This window comes from Pseudomonas putida, from assembly GCA_041071465.1.
Classification (GTDB): Bacteria; Pseudomonadota; Gammaproteobacteria; order Pseudomonadales; family Pseudomonadaceae; genus Aquipseudomonas; species Aquipseudomonas putida_P.
In genome coordinates this window covers 4,192,681-4,219,158 of record CP163498.1, presented here as the reverse complement: position 1 = coordinate 4,219,158, position 26,478 = coordinate 4,192,681, and the positions used below count along the sequence as shown (strand labels likewise).

Below are 26,478 nucleotides of genomic sequence, written 5' to 3'. Positions count from 1 at the left end.
CAAAGGTGATCAATCATGGCGTTGCGCCATGCCGATAGATATCGTTAAGTTCTTGATTCTAAATGGGAATTAAGTGATGACGAGATCAGCTTTGGGTTTCGCCCTGCGCCGCTACCGCAAGCTGGCGGGCCTGACCCAGGCACAACTGGCCGAACGGACCGGCTTCGACCCCAAGACCATCAGCCGCTTCGAAACCAGCACCTATACCCCCAGCATTGATGCACTGATGGAGTTCGCTCAGGTGCTGGGTGTAAAACCCAAGGACTTCTTCGCCGAACCGGACGACGAAGAGGAGCAGCGCGCCTACCTGTTCGGTGTCATTCACAACGCCCCGCCCAAGGATCTTGGCAAGCTGATTGCAGCAGTGGAGCAGGCACTGGCCAAGCCCTGACCTGTTCACGCGCCCCCCCTCTACGGTACGCACCGAACTAGAGCCTGGCAGGCCGGATTGCCCCATAACTGGTCAGACCGGTAAGGCCAAAAAACCTTGCACTCAGGGTTTTTTCGCGCTTTTATGGCTTCGCGCTGAACAAACCGGTAAGACCACAATAATTAAGTCCTGCGCTCTTTCGCCCCGTGCGGCTACCGAAGCAAGGACACCGATCAGAGACTCCTCCCATGCTCAAATGGTGCTCGCGTTCGATTTTCCTGCAAGTCGTACTCGGCCTTGCCCTCGGCATCGCCTGCGGTCTGAGCTTCCCCGACCTCTCCCTGCAACTCAAACCTCTTGGCGACGGCTTCATCAAGCTGATCAAGATGCTCATCGGCCTGATCGTGTTCTGCGTGGTGGTCAGCGGCATCTCGGGGGCGGGCGACCTGAAAAAGGTCGGGCGCATCGGCCTGAAATCGGTGATCTACTTCGAAGTGCTGACCACCCTGGCGCTGGTGATCGGCCTGGTGTTCGCCTTCAGCAGTGGCATTGGTAGCGGTGCCAACATTCACCTGGACCAGCTGTCCACCGCTGATGCCAACGGCTTGGCCGAGCGCGGCCAGCACATTCACGGCGCCACGGCGTTCTTCATGGACCTGATCCCCACTTCGGTGATCGGCGCCTTCGCCGACAACAACATTCTCCAGGTGCTGTTGTTCTCGGTACTGTTCGGCAGCGCGCTGAACCTGGTGGGTGACTCGGCCGCCGGCATTTCGCGGCTGATCAACGAACTGAGCCATGTAATCTTCCGCATCATGGGCATGATCGTGCGCCTGGCGCCGATCGGCGTGTTCGGCGCCATTGCCTTCACCACCAGCAAATACGGCCTGGAATCGCTGCAGCACCTGGGCGGCCTGGTCGCGCTGTTCTACCTGACCTGCGCCGGCTTCGTACTGATCGTGCTGGGCACCGTCATGCGCCTGTCGGGCCTCAAACTGCTGCCGTTGATCAAGTACCTGCGTGAGGAGCTGACCATCGTTCTCGGCACCGCTTCTTCCGACGCCGTACTGCCACAAATCATGCGCAAGCTGGAGCACCTGGGCATTGGCAGTTCCACGGTCGGCCTGGTGATTCCGACCGGCTACTCGTTCAACCTCGATGGTTTCTCCATCTACCTGACCCTGGCCATCGTGTTCATCGCCAACGCCACCGGCACACCGCTGGAAATGACCGACCTGCTGACCATCCTGCTGGTGTCGCTGGTGACTTCCAAAGGCGCTCACGGCATCCCAGGCTCGGCGCTGGTGATTCTCGCTGCCACCCTGACCGCCGTACCGGCCATTCCGGTGGTCGGGCTGGTATTGGTACTGGCGGTGGACTGGTTCATGGGTATTGGCCGGGCGCTGACCAACCTGATCGGCAACTGCGTGGCTACCGTGGCCATCGCCCGCTGGGAAAAAGACATTGACCTGGAACGCGCGCAGAACGTGCTCGATGGCAAACTTGGTTTTAACCCCACGCAGCGCAAACAGCCCAACACACACCATCAACAGGAATTTTGACCGAAAGTGGCCGGCGAAGACGCCGGCCCTAGCAGGAGCGAACCGTGATCAGCTCATCGACCGTCGTCAACTCAGTGGTGGAAAAACTGCGCCAGGCCCTGGCCCGCGGCCAATGGCGCACCGGCGACATGCTGCCAGGCCAGCGCGAGCTGGCCGAACAACTGGGTATCAGCCGCCCGAGCCTGCGCGAAGCGGTGACCGTGCTGGAAACCCTGGGCCTTGTGCGCTCAATGCCGGGCAAAGGCGTGCTGGTGCTGGATGCCGATGCCATTAGCCATGAAGCAGGCGTGGACACCAGCGCCGCGGCCAGCCTGGCCGACGTGCTGGAACTGCGCTACACCCTCGAACCCTTCATCGTCGGCCTGGTGGCGCAATCGGCCAACAGCCAGGACATTGGCCAACTGCGGCTGACCCTGATGGACATGCGTGAAGCGCTGGAGGCCGATGACAGCGAAGCCGGGGTCAAGGCCTACATCGCCTTCCATGAGGCGCTGTTCGCCCTGACCACCAACCCGATCTTCCAGAGTGTGGTGCAGCAAACCGGCAATGCCCTGAAGCAGAGCGCCGACATGCTGCGCAACTCGCCAGAGCACCTGGCCGCGCGGCTGAAGGAGAACGAAGCGGTGGTACGCGCCATTCGCGAGCGCAGCAGTGCAAAGGCCAGTGCCCAGATGCGTCAGCATATCGTGGCCGAAGGGCTGCGCATGGGTATTGCGCTGAATATCCCGGACGAACATCCGCATCCATGACTTCAGGAGAGCGACCATGAACGCCGCCCACCACTTGCCTGCCCTGCTCGCGGCCGGTGAAACCCGCCTGTCGGCCGAGCAGATCTACCCGCGCCTGTTCGATGCCATCCTGGAACAGCGCCTGCCACCCGGCAGCCTGCTGCCCGAGGAGGCCCTGGGCCATGCCTTTGGTGTCAGCCGCACGGTGATCCGCCGCGTGCTCGGGCGCCTGTCCGACCAGCAAGTGGTGGTGCAGCGCCCCAGCCACACCGCACACCTGGCCGCGCCCGACCCAGACCAGGCACGCCAGGTACTCAGCGCCCGGCGCCTGGCCGAGACCACGCTGATTACCCTGGCCGCGCAACGCGCCCGGCCGGCGCAGGTTCGCCAGCTGCGGCAACTGGTGGAGCGCGAGCGCCAGCACCATGAAAGTGGTGAACGCTGTTCGGCGATCCGCCTGGGCGGCGAGTTCCACCTGAAACTGGCGCAAGTGGCGGCCAACGCACCACTGGCACGCTTTCTCAATGGGCTGGTGCCGATGACCTCGCTGATCATCGCCCGCTACGAGTCGCCGTGCTGTGACCACTGCGCGTGGCAAGAACATGCAGCAATCATCGATGCCGTCGAGCAAGGTGATGCCGAGGCGGCCTTGGGGCTGATGCACAAACACCTCGACCGCCTGGAAGAAAAGCTCGTCCTGAAGTGATTACGCGGGTTCCTTTGGGAGCGCGTTGGGCAGGCGATTGGCGATGGGCTGCACGGCAGCAGCTCGCACCCCACCCTATACTGCGAGAACCACCCCAGCCTCTACCAGGGAGGCGGTCGCGTGAGCTCTCGAATGCTTTTGTTGCTGTGCCTTCTGCTGGCCCTCGGCGGTTGTGCCAGCAAGCGCCCACCTGCCCCGCCGCCACCTGCAGTACTCACCCCCGCTGCCTGGCAACGCATCGACCAGGAGTTGATCGATGCCTCGGTGGGCGCCGCCGGCTCGGCTAATGACTATGCCCGGCGCTCCATGCGGGTGTGGAAAGAACAGGTACAGCAACGTACCGAAAGCGACTTCATCCCCTGGTTCACTGGCTACTGGACCCAGCAGTGGCTCACCCTCAAGGTGGCCTGGTACAAGCTCGACAGTGGTGAGGGCCGGGAACCGGCAGAAAAGCGCCTGGCGCTGTACCTGCAGGAGCAGTACCACGCACGGGTGATCGAGCCGGTGGCCGAGCAGATCAACCCCGAGGGCATTCGCGACCGGGCCTGCGAGCTGTACCTGCAACTGCTCGGCCAGCAACTGCCGGCCATCATCAGCCGCTACAACGCGCCGCCCGAGCAGTTCAGCCAGCGCCTGAACCGTATTCCCGTCATCGCCCTGGGGCCACCGGATGCGCGCAATGCCAGCCTATATCAGCTGCTGCGGGCCAAGTCGCTGGACCAGCAACCGGCATGGCAAGCCATGCGCCAGCACTTGCATCAGCAAGCCAGCAAAGGCCCCGGCAAGACCGATGTCGGGCTGAACTCGGTGGCCACCCAGGCAAGCGAAAAACTCGGCGCCACCCTGGCCCCACGCGGTATTGCCAGTGCCGTGGCATCGGCAGTGGGCAAGGTGGCAGGGGCGATGATTTCGATTGCAGCGGCCGGTTACGGGATGATGACCCATGACCGTGAACAACCACAGATGGTCGAGCAGCTGCGGGTGATCCTCAACGTGGCGTTGAACCAGGAGTGGCAGGAGTTGATGGAGAACCGCCAGAGCGGGGCCATGGCGGGGGTGTACTACCTGTCGGGGCAGGTTGAGGACAGCTTGCTGGCCAGTGCGCCGCGACCGGTGGAACAACCGGTGCAGCAGGTGAAACAACAGCAGGCGCCATTGATCATTCGCCTGCCGCCGTAGCAGCCTTGTGCCGTGTAGAGGCCAGTACCCGCTAGATCAAGCTGTAGCCATGGCCGAGTTGGGCAACCCAAACACCCGATCAAACGCCCAGTTATAGGCAAAGGTGTAGCACGGCACCAGAATGATGAACGCCATGTCCACCAGCAGCGCTTCCAGCAACGTCATGTCCAGCCACCAGGCAATCAGCGGGATCAGGTACACCACCAGGGTCAACTGGAAGCCGATGGCATGCGCCACCCGCCGCACCACGCTGCGACCACGCTTGGCCTGGCGGCTCTCCCAATACTCGAACAGGCTGTTGTAGACCAGGTTCCAGAGCATGGCGATGGTGGTGATCATCACCGCCAGCGGCCCGGTGTGCGACGCCTGCGTGTCCGACAGGTAAGCCAGCCCTAGGGTCGACATGCACAGCCCGATGAGTTCATAGAACGTCACGTAGACCAGTTTGCGTTTCAGTCCCTGCACGCGGGATTACCTCCAATGAGAAAAGCGATGGGGGCGATCATGCTTCAATGCACTTGACAGCAAAAGTAAGCAGCTGTCAGATCTACTGACAGGAGGCTGCCATGAATTTTTCCAGCGACAACATCCAGCTGTTTCTTGCCGTGCTCGACCGCGGTTCCTTTTCCGCCGCTGCGCGCGCGCTCAAACGCGTGCCGTCGGCCGTGAGCATGGCCATCGGCAACCTTGAGGCGGAACTTGGCTACAACCTATTCGAACGCGGCCCGCGTGAAGTTCGTCCAACTGCACAAGCTTTGGCCCTGGAGCCACACGCCAGGCTGATTGCCGAGCAATTGGGGCTGCTTCAGGTGCATGCCCTGGAGCTTTCCCAGGGGCTGGAGAGCAGCCTGACGCTGGCGGTGGCACCCGACATCGATCACCGCCCGTTGCTGGCGGCCATCGCCAACCTCGGCGAGCGCCACCCTCTGCTGGACATCGCCCTGCTGAGCGCCCCGCAGGAGGAAGCCCTGCAGTTGCTGGACAGCGGCCGCGCCGACCTCTGCGTGGCCTTTGCCGGCCTGCAGGTCGATGCCCGGCGCGGCTTCCAGCACATCGGCATGGAGACGCTGGTGGCTACGCTGTCACCGGCCCACCCGGCCTTGCGTGAGGGGCGTATCCACTACCTTGAGGACCTGACCCAAGTGCGTCAGATTCTGGTGCGCAGCCGCGACCTGCCACTGGCTGACCCTCGCCCGCTGATCGGCGCCACCCACTGGTTCACCGACAGCTTCGACCTGGCTTTGCAGATGGTGGAAACCGGCCTGGGCTGGGGCGACTTGCCGCTGTCGCGGGTCGCGCCGCTGCTGGCCAGCGGGCGCCTGGTACGCCTGGATTTTCGCAATACCCGCAACGAATTGCAGTTGCCGGTGCATATCCTGTGGCGCAAACAACAGCCGCTGCAGCAGGCCGCACGGCTGCTGATCGAACAGTTGGCTGAGCAGTGACTGCCGTCTGTCGAAACGACCGTAAGAAATTTCTGTAAGCGCTTCAATCTTTTACCCCTTGAGCCGATATCTCGGTCGATAGGCCCCGCAGTGCGTCATGAGCGCGCTGCGCCCTCCCCTCATTGGCTCAAGGTCTCGAAACATGAACCTGAAATTTCGCCACAAGATCCTGCTCAGCGCCTGCGGCGTCGTGGTCCTGGCATTTGCCCTGTTCACGCTTTACAACGACTACCTGCAACGCAACACCATCCGCCAGAACATCGAAGCCTCGGTACAGCAGTCCGGTGCACTGACTGCCAGCAGCGTGCAGAACTGGATGAGCGGGCGCATCCTGGTGCTGGAAAACCTGGCCCAGGACATCGGCCAGCAAGGCGCCGGCGACACCCTGGCCGGGCTGATCGAGCAGCCGTCCTACACGCGTAATTTCCTGTTCACCTACCTGGGCCAGGCCAACGGCGTATTCACCCAGCGCCCGGATACCCAGATGCCCGCCGGTTACGACCCGCGCCAGCGCCCCTGGTATGGCGCCGCCGCCAGCGCCGGGCAAACCGTGCTGACCGCCCCATACCAGGGTGCGGTCGGTGGCCTGATGGTAACCATCGCCACCCCGGTGAAGAGCAAGAGCAATGGCGAACTGATCGGCGTGGTCGGCGGTGACGTGACCCTCGATACCCTGGTAGAAATCATCAACTCGGTCGACTTCGGTGGCATCGGTCACGCCTTCCTGGCCGACGCCAACGGCCAGGTGATCGTCAGCCCCAACAAAGACCAGGTGATGAAGAACCTCAAGGACATCTACCCAGGCAGCAACCTGCGGGTTGCCGCCGGCATGCAGGATGTCACCCTCAACGGCCAGGACCGCATCATTTCGTTCGCCCCGGTGAACGGCCTGCCGTCGGCGCAGTGGTACATCGGCCTGTCCATCGACAAGGACAAAGCCTACGCCGCGCTCAGCCAGTTCCGCACCTCGGCGATCATTGCCATGCTGATTGCCGTGGCCGCCATTGCCGGCCTGCTCGGCCTGCTGATCCCTGTGCTGATGAGCCCGCTGACCACCATGGGCCGCGCCATGCGTGACATCGCCGAAGGCGAAGGTGACCTTACCCGCCGCCTGGCCGTGCAGAACAAGGATGAGTTCGGCGAACTGGCCACCTCGTTCAACCGCTTTGTCGAGCGTATCCATGCCTCGATCAGCGAAGTGTCCTCGGCCACCCGCCTGGTGCATGACCTGTCGGAGAAAGTGGTCAGTGCGTCCAATGCGTCTATCAGCGGCTCTGAAGAACAGAGCATGCGCACCAACAGTGTGGCTGCGGCCATCAACGAACTGGGCGCAGCCACCCAGGAAATCGCCCGCAATGCCGCCGATGCTTCGCAACATGCCAGCGGTGCCAGCGAACAGGCGCACGGTGGCCGTGAAGTGGTTGAAGAAGCCATCAGCGCCATGACGGCCCTGTCGCAGCGCATCAGCGAGTCGTGCGCGCAGATCGAAACGCTCAACGCCAGCACCGACGAAATCGGCAAGATACTCGACGTGATCAAGGGCATCTCGCAGCAGACCAACCTGCTGGCGCTGAACGCCGCCATCGAAGCGGCCCGTGCCGGTGAAGCCGGCCGTGGTTTTGCCGTGGTGGCCGACGAAGTGCGTAACCTGGCGCACCGGACCCAGGAATCGGCGGAAGAAATCCACCGCATGATCACCAGCCTGCAGGTGGGCTCGCGCGAAGCGGTGCACACCATGAACACCAGCCAGGTTTCCAGCGAGCAGACCGTGCAGGTGGCCAACCAGGCCGGCGAACGCCTGGCCAGCGTGACCCAGCGTATTGGCGAAATCGATGGCATGAACCAGTCGGTGGCCACGGCTACCGAAGAGCAGACCGCCGTGGTCGAGAGCCTTAACCTGGACATTACCCAGATCAACGCCCTGAACCAGCAAGGTGTGGAGAACCTCAACGACACCCTGCGCCATTGCGATCAGCTGGCCCAGCAGGCCGGGCGCTTGAAACAGCTGGTAGGCAGCTTCAGGATCTAAATCGGAACACACCCTGTAGGAGCGGCCTTGTGTCGCGAAAGGGCCGCAGAGCGGCCCCGGCAATTTCTGCGGCTTAGCTGAAAATCCGGGGCCGCAACGCGCCCCTTTCGCGACATAAGGCTGCTACTACAGGGGATCGCGTCAGCAGCAAATCATGCGTCAGCAGTGAGCGCCGCTTTAACGGCCCTACCCCGCCGCACCCACGCCAGCAACACCGCTGCCATCAGTACAAAGCCCAAATAACCGAAAAGCGGGTACACCTGGCCCACCAGGCTGATGAACCCCACCAGGCTGCAGCCGAACGCCACCACCCCGGTCACTACCGAGCCCCAACGGAACTTCGCCGTGCCTGCCGGCAACAGCCGCGAGAGGAACGAAAACAGCGTGCCCACTGCAGTGTTGACGATCATGCCGAAGATGATCAGGCACATCACCAGCCCCAGCAGCGGTGACACTTCGTTGGCAATCGACAGCATCGGCATGGGCAGGTCGGCCACACTGTCCAGCCGCGACAACAGCCCGGCACTCATCACCAGCATCAGGCCACCCAGTGCCGCACCACCCAGCAGGCCACCCCATATTGCAGTTTTCTCGCCCTTGGCCGAACCGCCCAGAATGGCCAGGATCGGCGCACCGGCCACGATGTTGTACGACACATACAGGAACGCACCCAGCAGCCAGTGGCGGGTGCCGGCCTGTTGCTGGCTGGCCAGCTGGTCGAGCGCCGCGAAGCTCTGTTCACGGGTGAACACGGCGTACAAGGCAATTGCCGAGGCCACCAGAATCAGCAGCGGGGTAATGGCGCCAATCGCCAGGATCACCTTGCGCACGTCCAGGCACACGATGGCCACCACCACCAGCGTCACCATTACACTGCCGGTCAGCGCCGGAATACCGAACTGCTGCTCCAGCAACGCACCACCGCCGGCCAGCATGACCACGGTGACCGCGAACATGAAAAAGGTGATCAGCCAGTCGACGAACAGGCCCAGGTGACGGCCACAGATGGCCTGGATTACGTCCTTGTGCGAAGTGGCCTGCTGGCGGTTGCCCAAGCCGGCCAAGGCCATGCCAAGGAAGGTGAACAAGGCGGCGCTGACCAACGCGCCAACCAGCCCCCACACGCCGAAATCGACAAAGAACAACAACAGTTCCCGCCCCGAAGCGAACCCCGCCCCCACGATCACGCCGACAAATGCGCCGGCAATCTTCAGCTGCTCTTGCATGTGAACCTCTGGATTTATTGTTGTTGTGTCATTGGCGCCGCCTATCTCTTGTTGGCGCAGCCTTGCGCTGCGCCTACAAAAGCGCTTTGTTCGGTCACAGGTCGCCGACGAACGCCTGCACTTCAATCTCTACATCCACCCCAAGCGCCAACGCCGAGGCTACGGTAGAACGCACCGGCAGCGCCGCGCCGAAGAACTCCTTGTACACCTCGTTGAAACCGGCGAAATGGCTCATGTCCGACAGCCACACCGTGGCCTTGACCACCTGGTCGAAACGCGCCCCGCAAGCGGCCAGGCTTTCGGCAATGCGCTCGCAGGCTGCGCGGGTCTGGGCCTGGATATCACCGCGTACCACTTCACCGCTGGCGCTCATCGGCACCTGGCCAGAGAGGAACAGAAAGCCACCGGCCTTTACCGCGCGGGAGAAAGGGAACGGCAGGCTGCTGGGGAAACGCTGGATGTCATTGCTCATGGGGTACTCCTTCAAGGGTGTTGGAAACGGGCCGGGACAGGCGCTCGGGCGCCACGCCCTGGCTGACAAGGCTAGGACACAAGGGCTGGCCAAGCAGCAGGTCGGCGGCCAGGCGCGAAGCGCCCGCTGCCGACTGGATGCCATAGCCACCTTGCGCCGCCAGCCAGAAAAACGCGGGAGCGTGTGCATCGAAACCGATCACCAGGTCGCCATCGGCAACGAACGAGCGCAACCCGGCCCAGGTGTGGCTGGGGCGGCGGATCGCCAAGGTGGTCATGGCTTCGATGTTGTAGATACCCAAGGCCACGTCGAGCTCCTCGGGCGCGGCGTCCTGCGGTTCGACCGGGTCGGCATTGGCAGGCGACCCAAGCAACTGGCCGGCATCAGGCTTGAAGTAGAAGCTTTCGTCGACGCCGATCACCGCTGGCCAGCGGACGAAGTCCTGATCCGCAGGGCCTGGGAAGGTAAAGGCGCTACGTCGGCACGGTTGCAGGCCGATGCGCGCCACACCGCACTGCTCGGCCACGCGGTCGGCCCAGGCACCTGCGGCATTGACCAGTTGGCGTGCCTGCACGCGGCTGCCATCAGCCAGTTCCACCTGCCACAGGCCGTCCAGGTACCAGGCCTGGATCAGCTCGGCGTTGCAGCGCAGCTCACCGCCGGCCGCGCGATAACCGCGCAAGAAGCCCTGGTGCAGGGCGTGCACATCCAGGTCCATCGCGCCCGGCTCAAGTACTGCGCCGGCCAGGGTTTCGCCACGCAGGCTGGGCACCAGGGCCAGGGCGGCGTCACGGTCCAGCAGGCTGACTTCGGTGCCATTGGCCAGGTTCTGCGCGTGGGTCTGCTCCAGCAGCGCGTGCTGCTCCAGGCTGGCCACATACAGGCAGCCACGCGGTTCCAGCAGCGGGTGCTCGCAGAAGCCCTGCGGCGGCGCTTCGTAAAAGGCCCGGCTGGCGCGGGTCAACGCCTGTATCTGTGGCGTGCCGTAGGCTTCCATGAACATGGCCGCCGAACGCCCGGTGGAATGGTAGCCAGGCTGCGACTCGCGTTCGAGCAACAGCACATGCTGCTGGCCGGCCAAGCGATAGCCCAGCGAGGCGCCGGCAATGCCGGCACCGATGATCAGGGTGTCGTAGGTCGGGGTCATGCACGCTCCTGTCAGGCAAATTATCATTTATGAGAATTCTAATATATGAGAATTTAGAAATGCGCAAGGGTCCAAGGTAAGATGCCCGACCAACGCCGTATACCGAGAACCCTGAATGCCCGCTGCCCTACCCCTGCTCGACCGCGCCGTAGTCGGCCAGCGCCTGCGCCAGGTGCGCAAGGCGCGCCAGATGACCCTCAAGCAATTGTCCGAAGCCAGTGGCGTGCCGGTATCCACCTTGTCGAAGATGGAACTGGCGCAGGTGTCGGTCAGCTATGAAAAGCTCGCCGCTGCAGCGCGGGCGTTGAATGTCGACATCGCCCAGTTGTTTCGCGCCAGCGGCACGGTCAGCGCCCCGGTGCCGGTGACCGTAGTGGTCGATTCATTGCCGGCGGCGGCGGGCTATTCGACCGGTACCTATGACTATCACCCGATTGCCGGTGACTTCCCCGAACGGCGCATGACACCGGCCTATGCCCGCATCATTGCCCGCGAACGCGGCCAGTTCGACGATTTTATCCGCCACCCAGGGCAAGAGTTCGCCCTGGTACTGAGCGGGCGTGTGCGCATCGAGTTCGAAACCGGAGAAGCGGTGAGCATCGGGCCGCAGGAGACCGCTTATTTTGACAGCCAGGTAGGGCACATCTACCTGTCGGAAAGCGATGACGGGGGTGATGCGCATGTCATGGTGGTGATGACCGATCGGTGATTGGGTGCACCCAGTTATAACCTAATAACGAACAAGTCTATTTGGCTATAAAAAAATCTATATGCTGGCTTGCATCCGATAACGGGCAAAGTTGGGCAGTCGAGTAGCGTATGGATGTAGGTTCTTTCGGTTTCACCATTGCTGGCCTGGTCGTGGGTTTCATCGTCGGTATGACCGGCGTCGGTGGCGGCTCGCTGATGACCCCGATCCTGTTGTGGTTTGGCATCAACCCGGCGACAGCAGTCGGCACCGACCTACTCTATGCGGCCATCACCAAGGCCAGTGGCGTCTGGGTGCATGCGCGCCAAAAGAACATCGACTGGAAGATCACCGGCCTGCTCAGCCTGGGCAGCGTGCCCGCTGCGGCGCTGACCTTGTGGTTCCTCAGCACCCTGCACACCGACACCTCGGCGCTAAATGCGATCATCAAGCAAGGCCTGGCGGTGGTGCTGATCCTCACTGCGCTGGCCATCCTGTTCAAATCGCGCCTGCAGGCCTTCGCCAGCCGCCATGCCGGTGACCACTACCACCTCAGTGACCGCAGCCTCAATATCCTCACTGTGCTGACCGGTGTGGTGCTGGGCGTGATGGTTACCCTCACGTCCATCGGTGCTGGCGCATTGGGCACCGTGGCGCTGTTCCTGCTTTACCCGTTCCTGGTCACCCGCCGGCTGGTCGGCACCGAAATTGCCCACGCCGTACCGTTGACCCTGGTAGCAGGCCTGGGCCACGCGGGCATGGGCAACATGGACTGGTCGTTGCTGGGCTACCTGCTGTTGGGCTCGCTGCCGGGTATCTACCTGGGCAGCCACCTCACCGGACGCATCTCCGACCGCGTGCTGCGCCCGTGCCTGGCCGCCATGCTGTTACTGATCGGTTACAAGCTGGCGTTCTGAACCTTAGCCCAGGCGCAGCCGCCACTGCCCCGTGAAACTCAACACAAGGCGTGACAGTGGCAGCACATCGATACGCTGACCAGCAGTCAACGGGCACCCTAGCAACTGCACCAGTACCGCGCGCATGACCATCGGGTGGGTCACCGCCAACCATTCACCCGGCCTGTCGAAGGCCGCCAGCCAGGCGGCCAGGCGCTGGCACAGCGCCGCGAACGACTCCCCACCATGCACCGCACTGGCCGGGTCTTGCAGCCATTCGGCCAACGCCTGCGGTTGCTCGGCTTGCAACTGTTTCAACGACAACCCTTGCCAGCGCCCCAGGTCGCAATCGGCCAATGCCGGCTCGATTTGCACCTGCCCCGACAACCACGCCGCCGTCTCGCAGGCTCGCCGTTCTGGCGCAGTCAGCACGCGCATGCCGGGCAGAAGAACGTCGGCTTTCTGGGTCAACGGCAAGATGCCATCATCTGCACAGTGCAGGCTTCCGGTTTTCTGAGCCTGGGTCAGGGCATGGCAGATAAAGGTAAGGCGAATGGCTTTCACCGGGGCTCTCTCGCAGCAGGCTGGGGCCAATGGTTTAGCATGCTGCGAGGCTTTTGGCTGCAACAATGTCGTCGACTGAACAAACGCGTACCCCTTGCAGGAGCGTTCAGTTCACAGCGAAGAAACCCCTTGCACCAATCCCCATACCGGCAGCGCCCCCACCAGCCCCACTGCCAGCCGCGGCCAGTACGGCAGTAGCATCACCAGCAACAAGCCCGCCAGCGACAGCACGCCGAACCAGGCCACCGGCCCCATGGCCCAGCCCCAGGCCTGGGCGCACAGCGTCAGGCTAGCCAGCAACGCCAACCAACCTGCACTGCGCAGGCCGATACGCAACACGCGTGGGCAGGTGCGATTCCACACCTGCTTGTAGTGCCGCTCCAGCCCTTGGCACAGCCCGAGCATGCCGGCGTAGGCGAACAGCACGCCGCCTATGACCCACATCGTCATGCCTCGGCCTCCATGCGCCGCCCCGCCCTGGCCTTCTGTGGCACCGGTTGCGCCTGCCGCACCCGCCAGGCCGCCAGCCCAAGCATTGCCCCCAGCACCAGCGCACATGTCGCAACCCCCTGGCGCATCGAGTCTTCAAAGCCGCCAAACGCACCCAGGCCAATGCACAGCGTTGCCGCCAGCAGTAGTTGCTCGGCCCAGGCCCGGCGTGCCGGCCTGACGCCGGCATGCAACAGCGCCAGTAGCCAAATGCCAAAGAACGCACGCACCTCCCAGCTTTCCCGCTGTATCAGGTCAACCGGCAGCAACCGGCTGGCCCACAGCAGCCCTACGCACGCCAGCAACAGGCCGCTGATGAAGCCGACGTTGCACACCTCGGCCACCCGGTACCAGCGTCGCGCCGAAGCATCGGCCGTGGTGCTGGTGTACTTGCGCCCGCGCTTCACGCAGAACAGCACCAGACCACTGGCGATCATCAGGCAGCTGACCAGCCCGCAAACGAAGTACAACCAACGCATCGGGTAACCGCCGAACTGGGCGAAGTGCAGGCCGACCATGACTCGCTGGGTCAAAGGCACCGCGCGCCACTGCGGCACGTCGCTGAGCAACTGCCCGCTGACGCCATCGAAGACCATCGCCTGCCCCTTGGCCAGGGCAATGCGGTTGCCCAACTCGGGGCGGATTTCGATACGCGCTGCCGCAGTGTTGGGGTTACGAATATTCAAGCCAGCAATCGGCCCCAAGCGCGCTTCGGCCTGGGCCAGCAACGGCACCACATCGACCAGCGGCGCTGGCTGCCTTGTCGCGCCACGGGGCTGTTCCAGGCGTGCATTGCCCTGGGCCTGGAAGTAGGCGCGCGTGTCGCCGGCGAACAATGCATCTACCCGGCAGGGATATAGATGAGCATGAAAATCACCAGGCCGGTGTAGGTGATCATCAAGTGGAACGGCAGCAACAGCACAGCGCTGGCATTGTGAAAGTCCAGCCACGAACGCTGGCCCTTGTTTGGCCGGAAAGTGAAGAACTCCTTGAAGATCTTCTTGTGAATGACAATACCGGTGACCAACGCAGCAAGCATCACCAGCGCCAGCGCACCGACCACGAAGATGCCCCAGTTGCGTGGCAGGTCGAGGGTAAAGTGGAAGCGGAAGAAGAAGTTGCCGCCCACGCTGTCGCGCACCTCGATGGCCTCGCCAGTGCTCGGGTCAAGCTGCGCGCCACCGCCGTGGCGCCGCTCACCGGTGGATACGCGCAACCCAGGCGATCGCTCGCTCGGCAGGCTGATACCCCAGTTGCCCGCCTGCGGCTCATGGGCCTGCAGGTAGGTGATGGCGCGCCGGGCGGCGTCGGCCTGGGACACCTGGGTGGCCGGGATTTCCGGCTGCATCCAGTGGTTGAGCTCCTTGTCGAACACCGCCAGGGTGCCGGTGACGAAGATGGCGAACAGCAGCCAGCCGAAGATCAGCCCGGCCCAGGTGTGCAGCCAGGCCATCGATTGGGTGAAGGTGTTCTTCATGCCAGCCACCCCAGCACTTGCGGCCAGAAGCCGATCAGGTTGAGGGGCACTGCCAGCGCCAGCGGCGCCCAGGCACGCAGGGCATCACGGCAGGCAAACGCCCAGAGGATGGCGGCGGTGTAGAAGATGAAGGCCGGCAGTGTTGCGACGATGACCGCGTCGGTGGCGGACAGCGGCAGGGTACGAGCCAGGCACGCACTGGCGGCGTAGCTGAGGGCATAGCCGCCGAGCAGCGCGGCGCCGCTGCGGGAGAGGATTTGTAGCCAGGCGGGAAATTTAAACATTTGGCTTCCTGGAAAAACGTGTCCGCCGCGAATGGGCCGCAAAGCGGCCCGGGTCTCAGAAATTGATGTTCAGCGCAGCGAACACCGCCCTGCCCGGCTGGTTGTAGTGTTTGCCCCCGAGCTGCTGGCATTGCCACCCCGCAGGATCTGCTTGTTGAACACGTTGTTCACCCCCACGCGCACGTCGTAGTTGGCGTTGAACTTGTACCCGGCACTCACGTCCACCAGGCCATAGGCCTCGACGTCCTGCTGTGCGGTCTTGTCGTAGTCTTGCTGGGTGCGGTAGTTGTAGGTCGGCGATTTCTGCTTGCCGAAATAGGTACCTGCCACCTGGAACGACAGCTGCTCGGTGGCACGCCAGTCGAGGGTGGTGTTGACGGTGTATTCCGGGATCACCGACAGCGGCTCGCCCGTCTCGCGGTTGTCGTTGTCGAGCATCCAGGTCAGGTTGGTGTTCCAGTCCAGGGTCGGGGTCAGCTCGATGAAGAGGTTGCCTTCGATACCTTCGACCCGCGCCTTGCCGGCGTTATCCCACTGGGTCACGCGACTGCCGGTACCGATGGTGTAAAGCACATCGGTATCACCGATGATTTTGTTCTTGTAGTCGTTGCGGAAGTAGGTGGCACTGGTGCGCCAGGTACCACGGTCGTACTGCAGGCCGATCTCCTTGTTGACGCTGATCTCGGGCTTGAGGTCGGCGTTGCCCTGCAGGTAGCAGCCACCATTGTTGGTCTGCTGCACACTGCAGCCGTTACCGCGGCTGTACAGCAAGTAGTTGGGGTTGGATTGGTAGAGGTTCGGGACCTTATAGGCACGGGCAATGCCGCCTTTTACCGACAGCGCTTCGGTCAGCTTGTGGGACAGGTTGAGGCTGGGGCTGAAGTTGTCGCCGAAGCTTTCGTGGTGGTCGAAGCGCAAGCCAGGGGTAATGGTGGTGTCGCCAACAATGATGTTGTCTTCGACGAACAGCGCATAGCTGCGTGCGGTCATCTTCGAGCTGCTGCGATCGAAGCCGACAAGCCCGCCATTGCTGGTGGGGTCGGAACTTTGCGGGCGCAACGAACCCTGGTCGTTGAGGGCTTCATACAGGTACTCGCCGCCCAAAGTGAGCACGTGCTCGGTGCTGCCCATGGCGAACGGCAGGTTAACTTCACTGCTCAGGCGCGTGTTGCGCAAGCGTGACATGGCTCCACCCTCGTCGCTTGGCGCACCTTCGGTGCGGCCTGCCAGGCCCTCGTTGAGCCGCCAGTTGCGCACGTACTCGTAGGCCAGCGTGGTCTTGCTGGTGCCCCAGGTGAAATCACCGAGGTGGGTCAGGTCGTAGGTGCTGCGCTGCATGACGTTGGTTTCGTGGCCGTACAGACTGGAGACGAAATCGACGTCGCCGCCGCCATTGCTGTTCATGGTGTCGCCGGCAAAAATGTTGCCCTGGCGGCTGTAACCGGCGCTGGCTTCGAGGCGATGCTCGTCGTTCAGTTTCCAGCTCAGCAGCCCGTTGATGTCCTTGTTGCGCACCCCTTCACGCCCCGCCACCAGTGCACTGGTGGCATGCCCGGCGTTGATGTCCAGGTCGTCGGCATCCGTCTTGGCCAGGCCGCCATACAGGCGGAAGCCGAGGTTATCGGTAAGCCCACCGCCGAGGTTGAAGTTGGCCCGGCGGCTGGCGCCTTCGGCGCTGTCTTCGGGCAGTTGGGTGTATAGGCTGACGCTGCCTTTCAGCTCGTCAGAAGGGCGCTTGGTGATGATGTTGACCACCCCGCCCATAGCGCCGGAGCCGTATCGTGCGGCGGCCGGGCCCCGCAGGATCTCGATGCGCTCGACCGCTTCGGCCGGCACCCAATTGGTTTCACCCCGGGTATCTCGGTCACCGTTCCAGCCATAGCGCACGGCGTTGCGCGCGCTGGACGGCTTGCCGTCGATGAGGATCAGGGTGTTTTCCGGGCCCATGCCGCGCAGGTCGATCTGGCGGTTGTTGCCGCGTGCGCCACTGGCGCTGTTGCCGGTCAGGTTGACGCCGGGCTCGCGGCGAATAATGTCGGACAGGTCATTGGCCGGCGGGTGGCGCTTGATGTCTTCGGCGGTGATGATCGACGTACCCAGGGCCTGTCGCGCTTCGCGCTCGGCAGTGATCAGGGTGTCCTGGATCACCAACGCATTGTCGGCAACCGGCACTTCCAGCACCTCACCCGCACGCTGCTCCTCGGCTTCTGCCGCGGTGGCCATCATGGCCGGCGACGCCAGCGCGACGAACGCCAGGGCCAGGCTGTTGGGTGAAGTTCTGCACTGCATGGGTACATCTCCTGCGATTCATGAGCAAAAAGGCACATCCCTGTCGGAAACCGGGAGCCCTCGCCCACCGGCCCCGCAAACACAGTTTGGCGGCCAACAGGGGTGGTAAATATAGGGAATCGCAAATGCGAGTAAATCTTATTTACGAACTTTACATGTTTGTAACGGAACTTTGCTGAACCGCGGAATAGAGCGCCGCTTTAGGCTCGCGGCGGACTCGGCAACGCCGAGCTCGCTATTTGTCACCGAGCCCTCTGGTGACCTTGGCGGAAAAAATAGCGCTACCATTTTCGGTCATTACTGAAAAAGTCTTCAATAGCAACCGCCTCACTATTGAATAGATTTTCAGTATGCCATAGGATCTCCGAGCCTAAACAAAAACAACATGAGGAGATGCGCATGCCGCAACTCAGAGATGCCGTCTATTGGCGTGGACGAAGCACCGACCTGGTGGTGGAGGCGCGTGCGTTCATCGCCGGTGCCTATGTGGGGGCCAGCGAAGGCGAGACGTTTGCTGTGTGCAGCCCGATTGATGGCCGCGAGCTGGCGCAGGTTGCGTTGTGCCGTGGGACTGACGTAGAACGCGCCGTGGCTGCCGCCCGCGGGGCATTCGAGCGCGGTGGCTGGGCCGACCTGGTACCACGCCAGCGCAAGGCCGTTCTGCTGCGCTGGGCTGCGTTGATGAGGGAGCACGCCGAGGAGCTGGCGCTGCTGGAAACCCTGGACACTGGCAAACCCATCGCCGATACCACGGCGGTGGATATTCCCAGTTCCATCTACTGCCTGGAATGGTTCGCCGAGCTGGTCGACAAGGTCACCGGCGAGGTGCCCGCCTGCGATCCGCAGTTCCTCGGCACCGTGACCCGCGAGCCGGTCGGCGTGGTGGCGGCAATAGTGCCCTGGAACTACCCGCTGCTGATGGCGACCTGGAAGTTCGCCCCAGCCCTGGCCGCCGGCAACAGCCTAATCCTCAAGCCTTCGGAGAAGAGCCCGCTGAGCGCCTTGCGCATTGCCGGCCTTGCCCGCGAGGCGGGTATTCCCGAGGGCGTTTTCAACGTGGTGCCGGGCGATGGCGAGACCGGTCGCCTGCTCAGCCTGCACCCGCAGATCGACTGCCTGGCCTTCACCGGCTCCGGCGCTGTTGGCCGGCAGATCAGCCGCAATGCGGCGGACAGCAATCTCAAGCGCGTCTGGCTGGAGCTGGGCGGCAAATCGGCGAACATCGTCATGGCCGACTGCCCGGACCTGCGCCGTGCGGCTGAGGCTGCCGCGGCTGCGGTGTTCAGCAACATGGGCCAGGTGTGCAGCGCAGGTTCGCGCCTGTTGGTGCAACGCCCTATCGCCGGGGCCTTCATCGCCGAACTGCTGGAGGCCGCGCGCGCCTACCTGCCCGGCGACCCGTTGGACCCGACCAGCGTCACCGGCAGCCTGATCGATGAAGCCCAGTACCAGCGTGTACGCCAATACATCGAGCTGGGCAAGCGTGAAGCGCGCCTGCTGCTGGGGGGCGAGGACTGCGCGGCGGTCCCCGGCGGCCACTATCTGCAACCGACCATCTTCGCCACTGACGCCACCTCGCGCATCGCCCGCGAAGAGGTCTTCGGGCCGGTGCTGAGCGTCATCGAATTCGATGGGCTGGACGACGCCATCGCTGTCGCCAATGCCAGCGAATACGGCCTGGCGGCGGCCTTCTGGTCGGCCGACCTCGGCGCCATCCGCCGTGCCTCGCGACGCCTGCGTGCCGGCACCGTGTGGGTGAACTGCTACGACGAGCTGCTCGACATGAACTTCCCGTTCGGTGGCTTCAAGGAGTCCGGCAATGGCCGGGACAACTCCGTGCACGCCCTGGACAAGTACAGCGAACTCAAGTCGACCATCATCCGCTGCTGAAGGTGCAATACCGTGATTGACAATCTTTCCCCCCTGTCGCGGCAGAGCTGGAGCCTGCCACTTCCCATCGAGTACGGCCCTGGCGCGCGGACCGCGCTGGTCGAGCTGTGCAAACGGCATGGCATTTCCCGGCCGTTGATCGTGACCGACCAGGGCTCGATGCGCCTGCCCTTCGTGGCCGAGCTGCAGGACTTGCTGAACGATGCGGGCCTGGCATGCGGGCTGTTCGGCGAGGTCGAGCCCAACCCCAGTGATCGCGCCGTGCTCAAAGGCGCCGCGGCGTTTCGCGAGTGGCGCGCCGACGGCATCATCGCCCTCGGTGGCGGTAGTGGCCTGGACGGCGGCAAGGCCGTGGCCCTGGTGGCCCGGCAGACACGTCTGCCGTTGTGGGCGTTCGATTTCGACAAGCCGGTACCCGAAGGCCTGGTCGCCAACGATTTCCCGCCGGTGATCTGCATCCCGACCACCGCCGGCACCGGTGCCGAGACCGAGAGCACGGCGATGCTCACCGACAGCGAGCGCGCTATCAAAGGCTGCGTCTGGCATCCGCTGGCGCGTCCCCAGGCGGTGATCCTCGACCCCGAACTGACCCTCAGCCTGCCGGCGCACCTGACGGCCTGGACCGGCCTGGATGCGGTCATCCATGCCCTGGAAGCCTACTTCGTGCCAACCTTCAATCCGCTCTGCGACGGCGCCGCGCTGCAGGCGCTGGAACTGCTCTGGGGTTCCCTGGAGCAAGCTGTGGAACAGGGCGACGATCTCGAAGCACGCGGACGCATGCTGATCGGTTCGTGCCTGGCGGGCGTGGCCTTCCTCAAAGGGCTTGGCCTGGTCCATGCGCTCAGCCACATGGTCGGTGCCACCTACAACAGCCATCATGGTTTGACCAACGCCATGATTCTGCCCAGGGTGCTGCGCTTCAACCGCGCGGCCATCGAGCCGCGCCTGGGGCCGGTGTGTCGCGCCATGGGGTTGGCGGGCGAAGACTTCGAGAGCTTCCAACGGGCGATCTGTGCGTGCCTGGACCGCCTTGCCATCCCGGTTTCCCTGGCCTCGCTGGGCTTACGCAGCGATGACATTCCAGCCATTGCGCGCAAAGCCATGGGCGATCCGGCGCGGCAGACCAACCCGCGCCCAAGCAGTCTCGAAGACCTGGAAGCGCTGCTGCATCAAGCCCTGGAAGAGAAACGGGCCTAGTCGCGGGAAGCGACGACCTTGCTGTGCTCACAACAATATCAATAAAGGTACGAACCCCATGTCAGCTCCCAAGACTGCCTCCGCCAACGGACGGCTGAATCTGGAAACCCGTTCCATCGACTACGTGCCCCTCGCCGAGCGCCACGGCAAGGCTTGGCACCTGTGGCCAATCTGGTTCTGTGGCGAGGCGCACCTGACCACCCTGGCGGTAGGCATCATCGGCATCGGCCTGGGGGCCAACCTGATGTGGTCCGCCATCGCCATCTTCCTCGGTTGTGCCTTCGGCACCCTGTTCATGGCCGGGCACTCCACCCAGGGGCCACAGATGGGGCTGCCGCAACTGATCCAGTCGCGGCCGCAGTTCGGCTACTTGGGAGCGCTGTTGGTGTACGTGGTGGCCATCGTCACCTACGTTGGCTACAACGCCTTCAACCAACTGCTGGTGGGGCAGACCCTGCACGAGCTGTTCGACGCCCCGCAGGAGCCCTCGGCGATCCTCTTCTCGCTAGTGGCCATCGCCATGGCCATCGCCGGCTACAACACCTTCCACAAGGTGCAGCGCTGGCTGGCGTTCCTGCTGATCGGGGTCATGGCGGTGTTTACCGTCGGCCTGTGCGTCTACGTGAAACTGCCGCAGGAGCACTTGACCCTCAGCGGTTTCAAGGCCACGCCCTTCCTTGCGCAGTTTTTTGTTGCCGCCGCGTACCAGTTGAGCTGGGCGATCTATGTGTCGGACTACTCGCGCTACCTGCCGCCGAATGTCAGTGTCCGCTCATCGTTCTGGTGGACGTACCTGGGCGCGATGATCGGTGGCGTGTGGATGATGCTCCTCGGCGCGTTGGCCGCCGCCTTGAGTCCCGGCCAGAATCTCGCCAAGGGCTTGGTGCTGCTGGGCGACATGGTGTTCCACGGTTTCGGCGAGTTTGTCCTGATTCTCGCCGTGCTGAGCCTGGTGACCAGTGCCGCACAGAACTTCTACGGCGCGTCGATCACGCTCTTGAGCATCGTCGACACGGTGAAGCCCCAGACGTCGACCCTGCTCAAGCGTGTGCTATCGATGCTGGCAGTGGGCGGCGCGGCGATCTATATCGCGATGACCGCCTCCGACAACTTCGTAAAGGACTTCGGTGACTTCCTCGCAATCCTGCTGTACCTGTTCACGCCTTGGACGGCAATCAACCTGGTGGACTTCTACGTAGTGCGTCACGGCAAGTTCTCTATCCGGGAAATTTTCAAGCCCAAAGGCATCTATGGACGCTGGAACTGGCGGGGCATTGGTGCCTACCTGGTGGGCTTCGTGGTCATGCTGCCATTCTCCGCGACTGGGCTGTACACCGGTTACGTGGCGCGGCAACTGGACGGCGCCGACATCAGCATGCCGATCGGCCTTGCGGTATCGGCGCTCGCTTACTGGTGGCTGTGCCGCTCGCAAAACATTAAACAAGAGCTCAGTCAGGTCGGCCGCCTCGATCAGGACCTGGAAAACGGCGCAACAGCTTGAGGTTGAGCTTCGGCACCTGCACGCATCGGTAAATCTTGTTAGATTGGCGTCCCCGCCCGGCGCTCTGCATCGGGCGGGCTTGCCATTCCAGTGAGAGAAACGGATTCAGCCATGAGCGTGGACAGCCAGAACGATAAGCCCCGAAAGCGCAGGACCAGAGTCGATCCAGAGACACGGCGCAAGGCCATCGTCGAAGCGACCATGCGCTGCATCACGCGCTTCGGCCACGCCGGCACTACCATCGAACGCATCTGCGACGAGGCCGAGGTGTCGGTCGGGCTGATCGGTCATCATTTCTCCAGCAAGGACGAACTGATGCTCGCCACCTATCAGGAGCTCACCAACCAGTTGCGCGAGGAGACCCGCCGCTATCTGGAAACCAAGGGCAGTACGCCTGTGGAGCGTCTCACCGCGATCATCCGCTCCTCATTCCGGGGCAGCATTTTCAATGAGTTCATCCTCACCACTTGGCTCGGCTTCTGGAGCGCGGCGGTGTCTTCCGAGCAACTGCGGGAGCTCAATCGCAAACTCTATGCTGACTACCGCAAGGAGCTTGAGGGGGTGTTCAAAGCCATCGCAGCCGAGCGAGACCTGGCGCTAGATGCCAAGGGCAGCGCGCTGATTATCACCGCTTTGATTGATGGCTTCTGGTTGGAGTGGGCACTGGACCATAGGGCTTTCAGCGCCCGCAAGGCAGAAAAGTGCTGTTTGCAGACGGCGCAGCTGTTGATTGGTGCGCAGCCCGTCTAAGAGCTGTGGGGGTTATCTGCCTGAGCATGTACCTGCTTTCACTTGCGACATCCGATTTGCATCCTGCGTAGGGGCTCCTACAGTTTCGAACGTACAACTCTGCCGAGAGCCCAGATGCGCAGCAATGAAGACAGCAGCCCCGCCAGGGGCCTGACGAAAATCCCTCGCAGTGTCTGGGCACTGGGCTTCGTGTCGATGTTCATGGACATCTCCTCGGAAATGATCCACGCCCTGTTGCCCTTGTACATGGTCAGTGTGCTTGGTGCTTCGGTAGTAGCTGTGGGCTTTATCGAAGGCATCGCCGAGGCGACTGCATCGATCACCAAGGTATTTTCCGGTGCTCTCAGCGACCGGCTGGGCAAACGCAAGCTGCTGACGGTACTCGGCTACGGCCTGGGTGCGCTGACCAAACCGGTATTTCCCATGGCCTCGGGGCTTGAGTGGCTGACGGCGGCACGCTTCGTCGACCGGGTCGGAAAAGGCATTCGTGGGGCGCCGCGCGATGCGCTGGTGGCCGATGTTACGCCAGCCGAGTTGCGTGGCGCGGCGTTCGGCCTGCGCCAGGCCCTCGACACCGTGGGCGCCTTCCTCGGACCGTTGTTGGCGATCGTGTTGATGTGGCTGACCGCGAGCCATTTCCAGACCGTATTCTGGGTGGCGGTGATCCCTGCTTTCGTGGCGGTATACATCCTCATCGCCTTCGTTCGCGAACCTGAAACGCCGGCCACGGGGCGGCCGGTACGCTCACCGTTGGCACTGCACGAACTGGGGCGCCTTGGGCCGCCCTATTGGCGCCTGATCGGCCTGGCCACGTTATTCACCCTCGCCCGCTTCAGCGAGGCATTCCTGCTGCTGCGTGCGCAAGACATGGGCCTGGCACCTTTGTGGGCGCCGGCGGTGCTGGTATTGATGGCACTGGCCTACTCACTGTCGGCCTACCCCGCCGGGGTGCTGTCGGACCGGGTGGGGCGCCGTGGCGTGCTGATGGTCGGGCTGGGTTTGCTGATCACTGCCGACCTGCTATTGGCCCTGCTGCCGGGCTGGGCCGGGTTGGCCCTTGGGGTAGCGGCCTGGGGCTTGCACCTGGGCTTCAGCCAAGGCATTTTCGCGACCATGATCGCCGACAGCGCCCCGGCCAACCTGCGTGGTACCGCCTTCGGCCTGTTCAACCTGCTGACCGGTGTAGCGCTGCTGGTGGCCAGCGTGGTAGCCGGATTGCTGTGGGATGGTGTGGGGTTCCAGGCAACGTTCCTGGTCGGTGCGGGGTTCGCCGGCGCTACACTGGCGGGACTGACGCTAATGAAGGTGACAGGATCATGATCACTACCACCGCCATGTCCATGACCGCCAGCCTCTGGTGGTGGGGCTGGCGGATACATGCTTGGATCGATCCGGGCTAGGCCATCGCTGCCTGCTGCTCCAGCAACGTCCAGCCGCCCTGCCCGTTCACCTCCAGCCGGTGGGTATGGAACCCTGCCAGCGTGCTGCGGTGGCCGACACTGACCAGCAATGCACCCGGCATTTCTGAGCGCAGCAGCGCATACAGGGCATGCTCGAGCCCCTCATCCATCGCTGAGGTGGACTCGTCGAGGAACACCACCTGCGGCCGGTTGAACAGCACCCTGGCGAACGCCAGGCGCTGCTGCTCACCCACCGAGAGGATGTGTGACCAGTCGCTGCTGACGTCCAGGCGCTCGGCCAGGTGGGCCAGGTTGACCTGGTGCAACGCCTGCTGCATTCGCGCCTCATCCTCGGGCTTGCCGGCTGCCGGATAGGCAATGACGGTACGCAAGTCACCCAGTGGCAGGTATGGACGCTGCGACAGGAACAACGCCTGGTGACCCGTCGGCCGCCTGACTTCACCTTCGGCATACGGCCACAACCCTGCCAGGGCGCGCAGCAGCGTGGTCTTGCCACTGCCCGATGGCCCTTTGATCAACAGCGCCTGACCGGCATGCAAGCTCAAGTCCAGGTCGGCGATAAGGGCGTGTCCGTCCGGGCGTAGTACCTGCAGCCCCATGATCTGCAGCGCATGCGCCTGGTCTTCGGTAGTCACTCGCGGCAACCCACTTGCCTGCTCGTTAGCATCGAGAAAACCAGTCAGACGGTCGAGGGTAGCGCGATACTGGGCAAACGCATCGTACGACTCTCGGAAGAACGACAAAGAGTCCTGCACCTGGCCAAAGGCCTGGGACGTTTGCATGACATCGCCCAGCTTGATCGCACCACTGAAGAAGCGCGGCGCCTGGAGAATGAACGGGAACACCACGGCAACCTGGCTGACCCCCAGGTTGAAGCCACTGAACTTCAGGTTCCGGAACACCAATGCCCAGGCATTGACGATCAAGGCAGCAAAACGGCCCAGCAACGTGCCCCGCTCCACTTGCGCACCTTGATAGAAGGCAATGTTCTCTGCGTTCTCACGCAGGCGCATCAACGCGTAACGGAAGTTGGCGGTGAGTTTTTCGTTGAGGAAGTTCAGGCGGATCAGCGGGCGCCCGAGGCGGAAGGCGACCCAGGTGGCGACGATGACATACAGGTACACGGCAAACACCATCGCCCGAGGGATCTCCACCCCAGCCACTGTCAACGGTGCTGACAGCCCCCAGAGGATACCGGTGAACGCCACCAGTGAAACCAGCGCACTGACCGCGCCCAGGGCAAGGGTGACCGAGTTGGTGACGAAGGCGTTGACGTCCAGTTCGATACGCTGGTCGGGGTTGTCCACCGGCTCGGCGAGGAACTGGCCACGGTAGTAGGCATCGCCCTGCATCCAGTCGTGGGTCAGGCGCTCGGTCAACCAGACCCGCCACTTGATGCTGAATGCCTGGCTTACATAGAAGGTAAACAACGAGCGCAGCACGTGGATGGTGGCCAGTACCGCGAAGACCCCGAGCAGGTACCAGAAAGCGGCTTGGTCGAGGCCCTGCAGGGCGCTGTAGAAGCCGTTGTACCAGAATGAAAACAGCACATTGAGCCGAACCGAGAACAGCGTCAGTACCAGCAGAAGGGCAAACACCAGCAACGGTCGCCAACTGCGCCTGAAACTGAAATAGGGCCCGGCGAGCTGCCAGAACTGGCTACCCCAGCGCGTGCAACGCACAGCCAGTGCTGCGGCTGCAGTGAAGCAGACAAGGGTGATGAACGAGGCGATCGCCAGCCAGCTCAGGCTCTCTTGCAGGGCCTGGTGCCAGTTCATTTCCATGGTAGGTATCCGTGATGAGTATTTCCGCGAGCGTAGCATTGTCCCGCGATTCGTCAGGCATAGATGACGCACATTTCATGAACTGTAGAAGCGACAATGCGTGGGGCTTGGATTTCAAGCCACAAAGACAAAACCCCTACCTGCATGCGCAGATAGGGGTTTTGCGAAATGAATCTTGACGATGACCTACTCTCACATGGGGAAACCCCACACTACCATCGGCGATGCATCGTTTCACTGCTGAGTTCGGGATGGGATCAGGTGGTTCCAATGCTCTATGGTCGTCAAGAAATTCTGTAGCCAGAATGTCCAGATGGACAGCCCAGCGAATTCGGATATGTGATTGTGTGGTTCGTTGCGAACTTTCGGTTCGTATCATCTTCA

Annotated in this window: 22 protein-coding genes, 1 rRNA gene and 2 pseudogenes; 14 read left to right on the top strand and 11 right to left on the bottom strand. The window is 62.9% G+C overall.

The features are described from left to right. The first annotated feature begins 76 nt into the window (after positions 1-76). The 5 genes from AB5975_19455 (at position 77) to AB5975_19435 (ending at position 4,545) form a co-directional block, all read left to right on the top strand. Complete coding sequence (locus AB5975_19455; protein XDR18766.1) at positions 77-391, top strand: helix-turn-helix domain-containing protein; 315 nt, start codon at positions 77-79, stop codon at positions 389-391. Between the two features lie 227 nt (positions 392-618). Beyond that, on the top strand, positions 619-1,932 hold the full coding sequence (locus AB5975_19450; GenBank protein XDR18765.1) for a C4-dicarboxylate transporter DctA: 1,314 nt from the start codon (positions 619-621) through the stop codon (positions 1,930-1,932). Between the two features lie 44 nt (positions 1,933-1,976). Next, on the top strand, positions 1,977-2,681 hold the full coding sequence (locus tag AB5975_19445) for a FadR/GntR family transcriptional regulator (GenBank protein ID XDR18764.1): 705 nt from the start codon (positions 1,977-1,979) through the stop codon (positions 2,679-2,681). 16 nt (positions 2,682-2,697) lie between these two features. Then, the gene (locus tag AB5975_19440; protein XDR18763.1) at positions 2,698-3,366 is read left to right on the top strand and encodes a GntR family transcriptional regulator; all 669 of its coding nucleotides are present in this window, start codon (positions 2,698-2,700) and stop codon (positions 3,364-3,366) included. A 120-nt stretch (positions 3,367-3,486) separates the two neighbouring features. After that, on the top strand, positions 3,487-4,545 hold the full coding sequence (locus AB5975_19435; GenBank protein ID XDR18762.1) for a hypothetical protein: 1,059 nt from the start codon (positions 3,487-3,489) through the stop codon (positions 4,543-4,545). A gap of 36 nt (positions 4,546-4,581) precedes the next feature. Here AB5975_19435 and AB5975_19430 read toward each other — a convergent pair whose 3' ends face one another. Then, positions 4,582-5,010 carry a PACE efflux transporter gene (locus AB5975_19430; protein ID XDR18761.1) on the bottom strand — a complete coding sequence of 143 codons (429 nt, stop codon included), beginning with the start codon at positions 5,008-5,010 and terminating at the stop codon, positions 4,582-4,584. A 101-nt stretch (positions 5,011-5,111) separates the two neighbouring features. Here AB5975_19430 and AB5975_19425 point away from each other — a divergent pair, with 101 nt between their 5' ends. Together AB5975_19425 and mcpA are read left to right on the top strand one after the other, a co-directional pair. Beyond that, positions 5,112-5,990, top strand: a complete 879-nt coding sequence (locus tag AB5975_19425; protein XDR18760.1) for a LysR family transcriptional regulator — start codon at positions 5,112-5,114, stop codon at positions 5,988-5,990. 142 nt (positions 5,991-6,132) lie between these two features. Continuing rightward, positions 6,133-8,019, top strand: coding sequence for a methyl-accepting chemotaxis protein McpA (gene mcpA, locus AB5975_19420; protein ID XDR18759.1), 1,887 nt, complete (start codon positions 6,133-6,135; stop codon positions 8,017-8,019). Between the two features lie 152 nt (positions 8,020-8,171). On the opposite strand, the gene AB5975_19415 is transcribed toward mcpA, so the two are convergent. From AB5975_19415 to AB5975_19405, 3 genes are all read right to left on the bottom strand, one after another. Then, positions 8,172-9,245 carry a hypothetical protein gene (locus AB5975_19415; protein ID XDR18758.1) on the bottom strand — a complete coding sequence of 358 codons (1,074 nt, stop codon included), beginning with the start codon at positions 9,243-9,245 and terminating at the stop codon, positions 8,172-8,174. 94 nt (positions 9,246-9,339) lie between these two features. Then, positions 9,340-9,717, bottom strand: a complete 378-nt coding sequence (locus tag AB5975_19410; GenBank protein ID XDR18757.1) for a RidA family protein — start codon at positions 9,715-9,717, stop codon at positions 9,340-9,342. Continuing rightward, the gene (locus tag AB5975_19405; GenBank protein ID XDR18756.1) at positions 9,707-10,864 is read right to left on the bottom strand and encodes an NAD(P)/FAD-dependent oxidoreductase; all 1,158 of its coding nucleotides are present in this window, start codon (positions 10,862-10,864) and stop codon (positions 9,707-9,709) included. The genes AB5975_19410 and AB5975_19405 overlap by 11 nt, the downstream gene beginning before the upstream one ends. 115 nt (positions 10,865-10,979) lie before the next feature. Here AB5975_19405 and AB5975_19400 point away from each other — a divergent pair, with 115 nt between their 5' ends. After that, positions 10,980-11,573: a helix-turn-helix domain-containing protein gene (locus AB5975_19400; protein XDR18755.1), complete on the top strand. Its 594-nt coding sequence runs from the start codon at positions 10,980-10,982 to the stop codon at positions 11,571-11,573. Positions 11,574-11,683: 110 nt separating this feature from the next. Beyond that, complete coding sequence (locus AB5975_19395; GenBank protein XDR18754.1) at positions 11,684-12,469, top strand: sulfite exporter TauE/SafE family protein; 786 nt, start codon at positions 11,684-11,686, stop codon at positions 12,467-12,469. 3 nt (positions 12,470-12,472) lie between these two features. Here the strand turns inward: AB5975_19395 and AB5975_19390 are convergent, their stop codons facing one another. From AB5975_19390 to AB5975_19370, 5 genes and pseudogenes are all read right to left on the bottom strand, one after another. Continuing rightward, a complete protein-coding gene (locus AB5975_19390; GenBank protein ID XDR18753.1) occupies positions 12,473-13,012 on the bottom strand; it encodes a histidine phosphatase family protein in 540 nt (179 codons plus the stop codon). 111 nt (positions 13,013-13,123) lie between these two features. Further along, the gene (locus tag AB5975_19385; GenBank protein ID XDR18752.1) at positions 13,124-13,462 is read right to left on the bottom strand and encodes a DUF3325 domain-containing protein; all 339 of its coding nucleotides are present in this window, start codon (positions 13,460-13,462) and stop codon (positions 13,124-13,126) included. Continuing rightward, positions 13,459-14,978, bottom strand: a pseudogene (locus AB5975_19380) (PepSY-associated TM helix domain-containing protein). Before AB5975_19380 ends, AB5975_19385 begins: the two are co-directional and overlap by 4 nt. Further along, complete coding sequence (locus tag AB5975_19375; protein ID XDR18751.1) at positions 14,975-15,262, bottom strand: iron transporter; 288 nt, start codon at positions 15,260-15,262, stop codon at positions 14,975-14,977. The pseudogene AB5975_19380 and the gene AB5975_19375 overlap by 4 nt, the downstream one beginning before the upstream one ends. Before the next feature lie 55 nt (positions 15,263-15,317). Then, positions 15,318-17,551, bottom strand: a pseudogene (locus AB5975_19370) (TonB-dependent siderophore receptor). A 399-nt stretch (positions 17,552-17,950) separates the two neighbouring features. Between AB5975_19370 and AB5975_19365 the strand changes: the two are divergent. From AB5975_19365 to AB5975_19345, 5 genes are all read left to right on the top strand, one after another. Further along, the gene (locus AB5975_19365) at positions 17,951-19,441 is read left to right on the top strand and encodes an aldehyde dehydrogenase (GenBank protein ID XDR18750.1); all 1,491 of its coding nucleotides are present in this window, start codon (positions 17,951-17,953) and stop codon (positions 19,439-19,441) included. Between the two features lie 12 nt (positions 19,442-19,453). Beyond that, complete coding sequence (locus AB5975_19360; protein ID XDR18749.1) at positions 19,454-20,638, top strand: iron-containing alcohol dehydrogenase; 1,185 nt, start codon at positions 19,454-19,456, stop codon at positions 20,636-20,638. A 58-nt stretch (positions 20,639-20,696) separates the two neighbouring features. Continuing rightward, on the top strand, positions 20,697-22,139 hold the full coding sequence (locus tag AB5975_19355; GenBank protein XDR18748.1) for a cytosine permease: 1,443 nt from the start codon (positions 20,697-20,699) through the stop codon (positions 22,137-22,139). Positions 22,140-22,250: 111 nt separating this feature from the next. Continuing rightward, complete coding sequence (gene betI, locus AB5975_19350) at positions 22,251-22,889, top strand: transcriptional regulator BetI (protein ID XDR18747.1); 639 nt, start codon at positions 22,251-22,253, stop codon at positions 22,887-22,889. 114 nt (positions 22,890-23,003) lie between these two features. Then, the gene (locus AB5975_19345; protein XDR18746.1) at positions 23,004-24,209 is read left to right on the top strand and encodes an MFS transporter; all 1,206 of its coding nucleotides are present in this window, start codon (positions 23,004-23,006) and stop codon (positions 24,207-24,209) included. A gap of 76 nt (positions 24,210-24,285) precedes the next feature. Here AB5975_19345 and AB5975_19340 read toward each other — a convergent pair whose 3' ends face one another. Together AB5975_19340 and rrf are read right to left on the bottom strand one after the other, a co-directional pair. After that, positions 24,286-26,094: an ABC transporter ATP-binding protein/permease gene (locus AB5975_19340; protein ID XDR18745.1), complete on the bottom strand. Its 1,809-nt coding sequence runs from the start codon at positions 26,092-26,094 to the stop codon at positions 24,286-24,288. 173 nt (positions 26,095-26,267) lie between these two features. Then, positions 26,268-26,383 (bottom strand): 5S ribosomal RNA (gene rrf / locus AB5975_19335). Between the last annotated feature and the right edge of the window lie 95 nt (positions 26,384-26,478).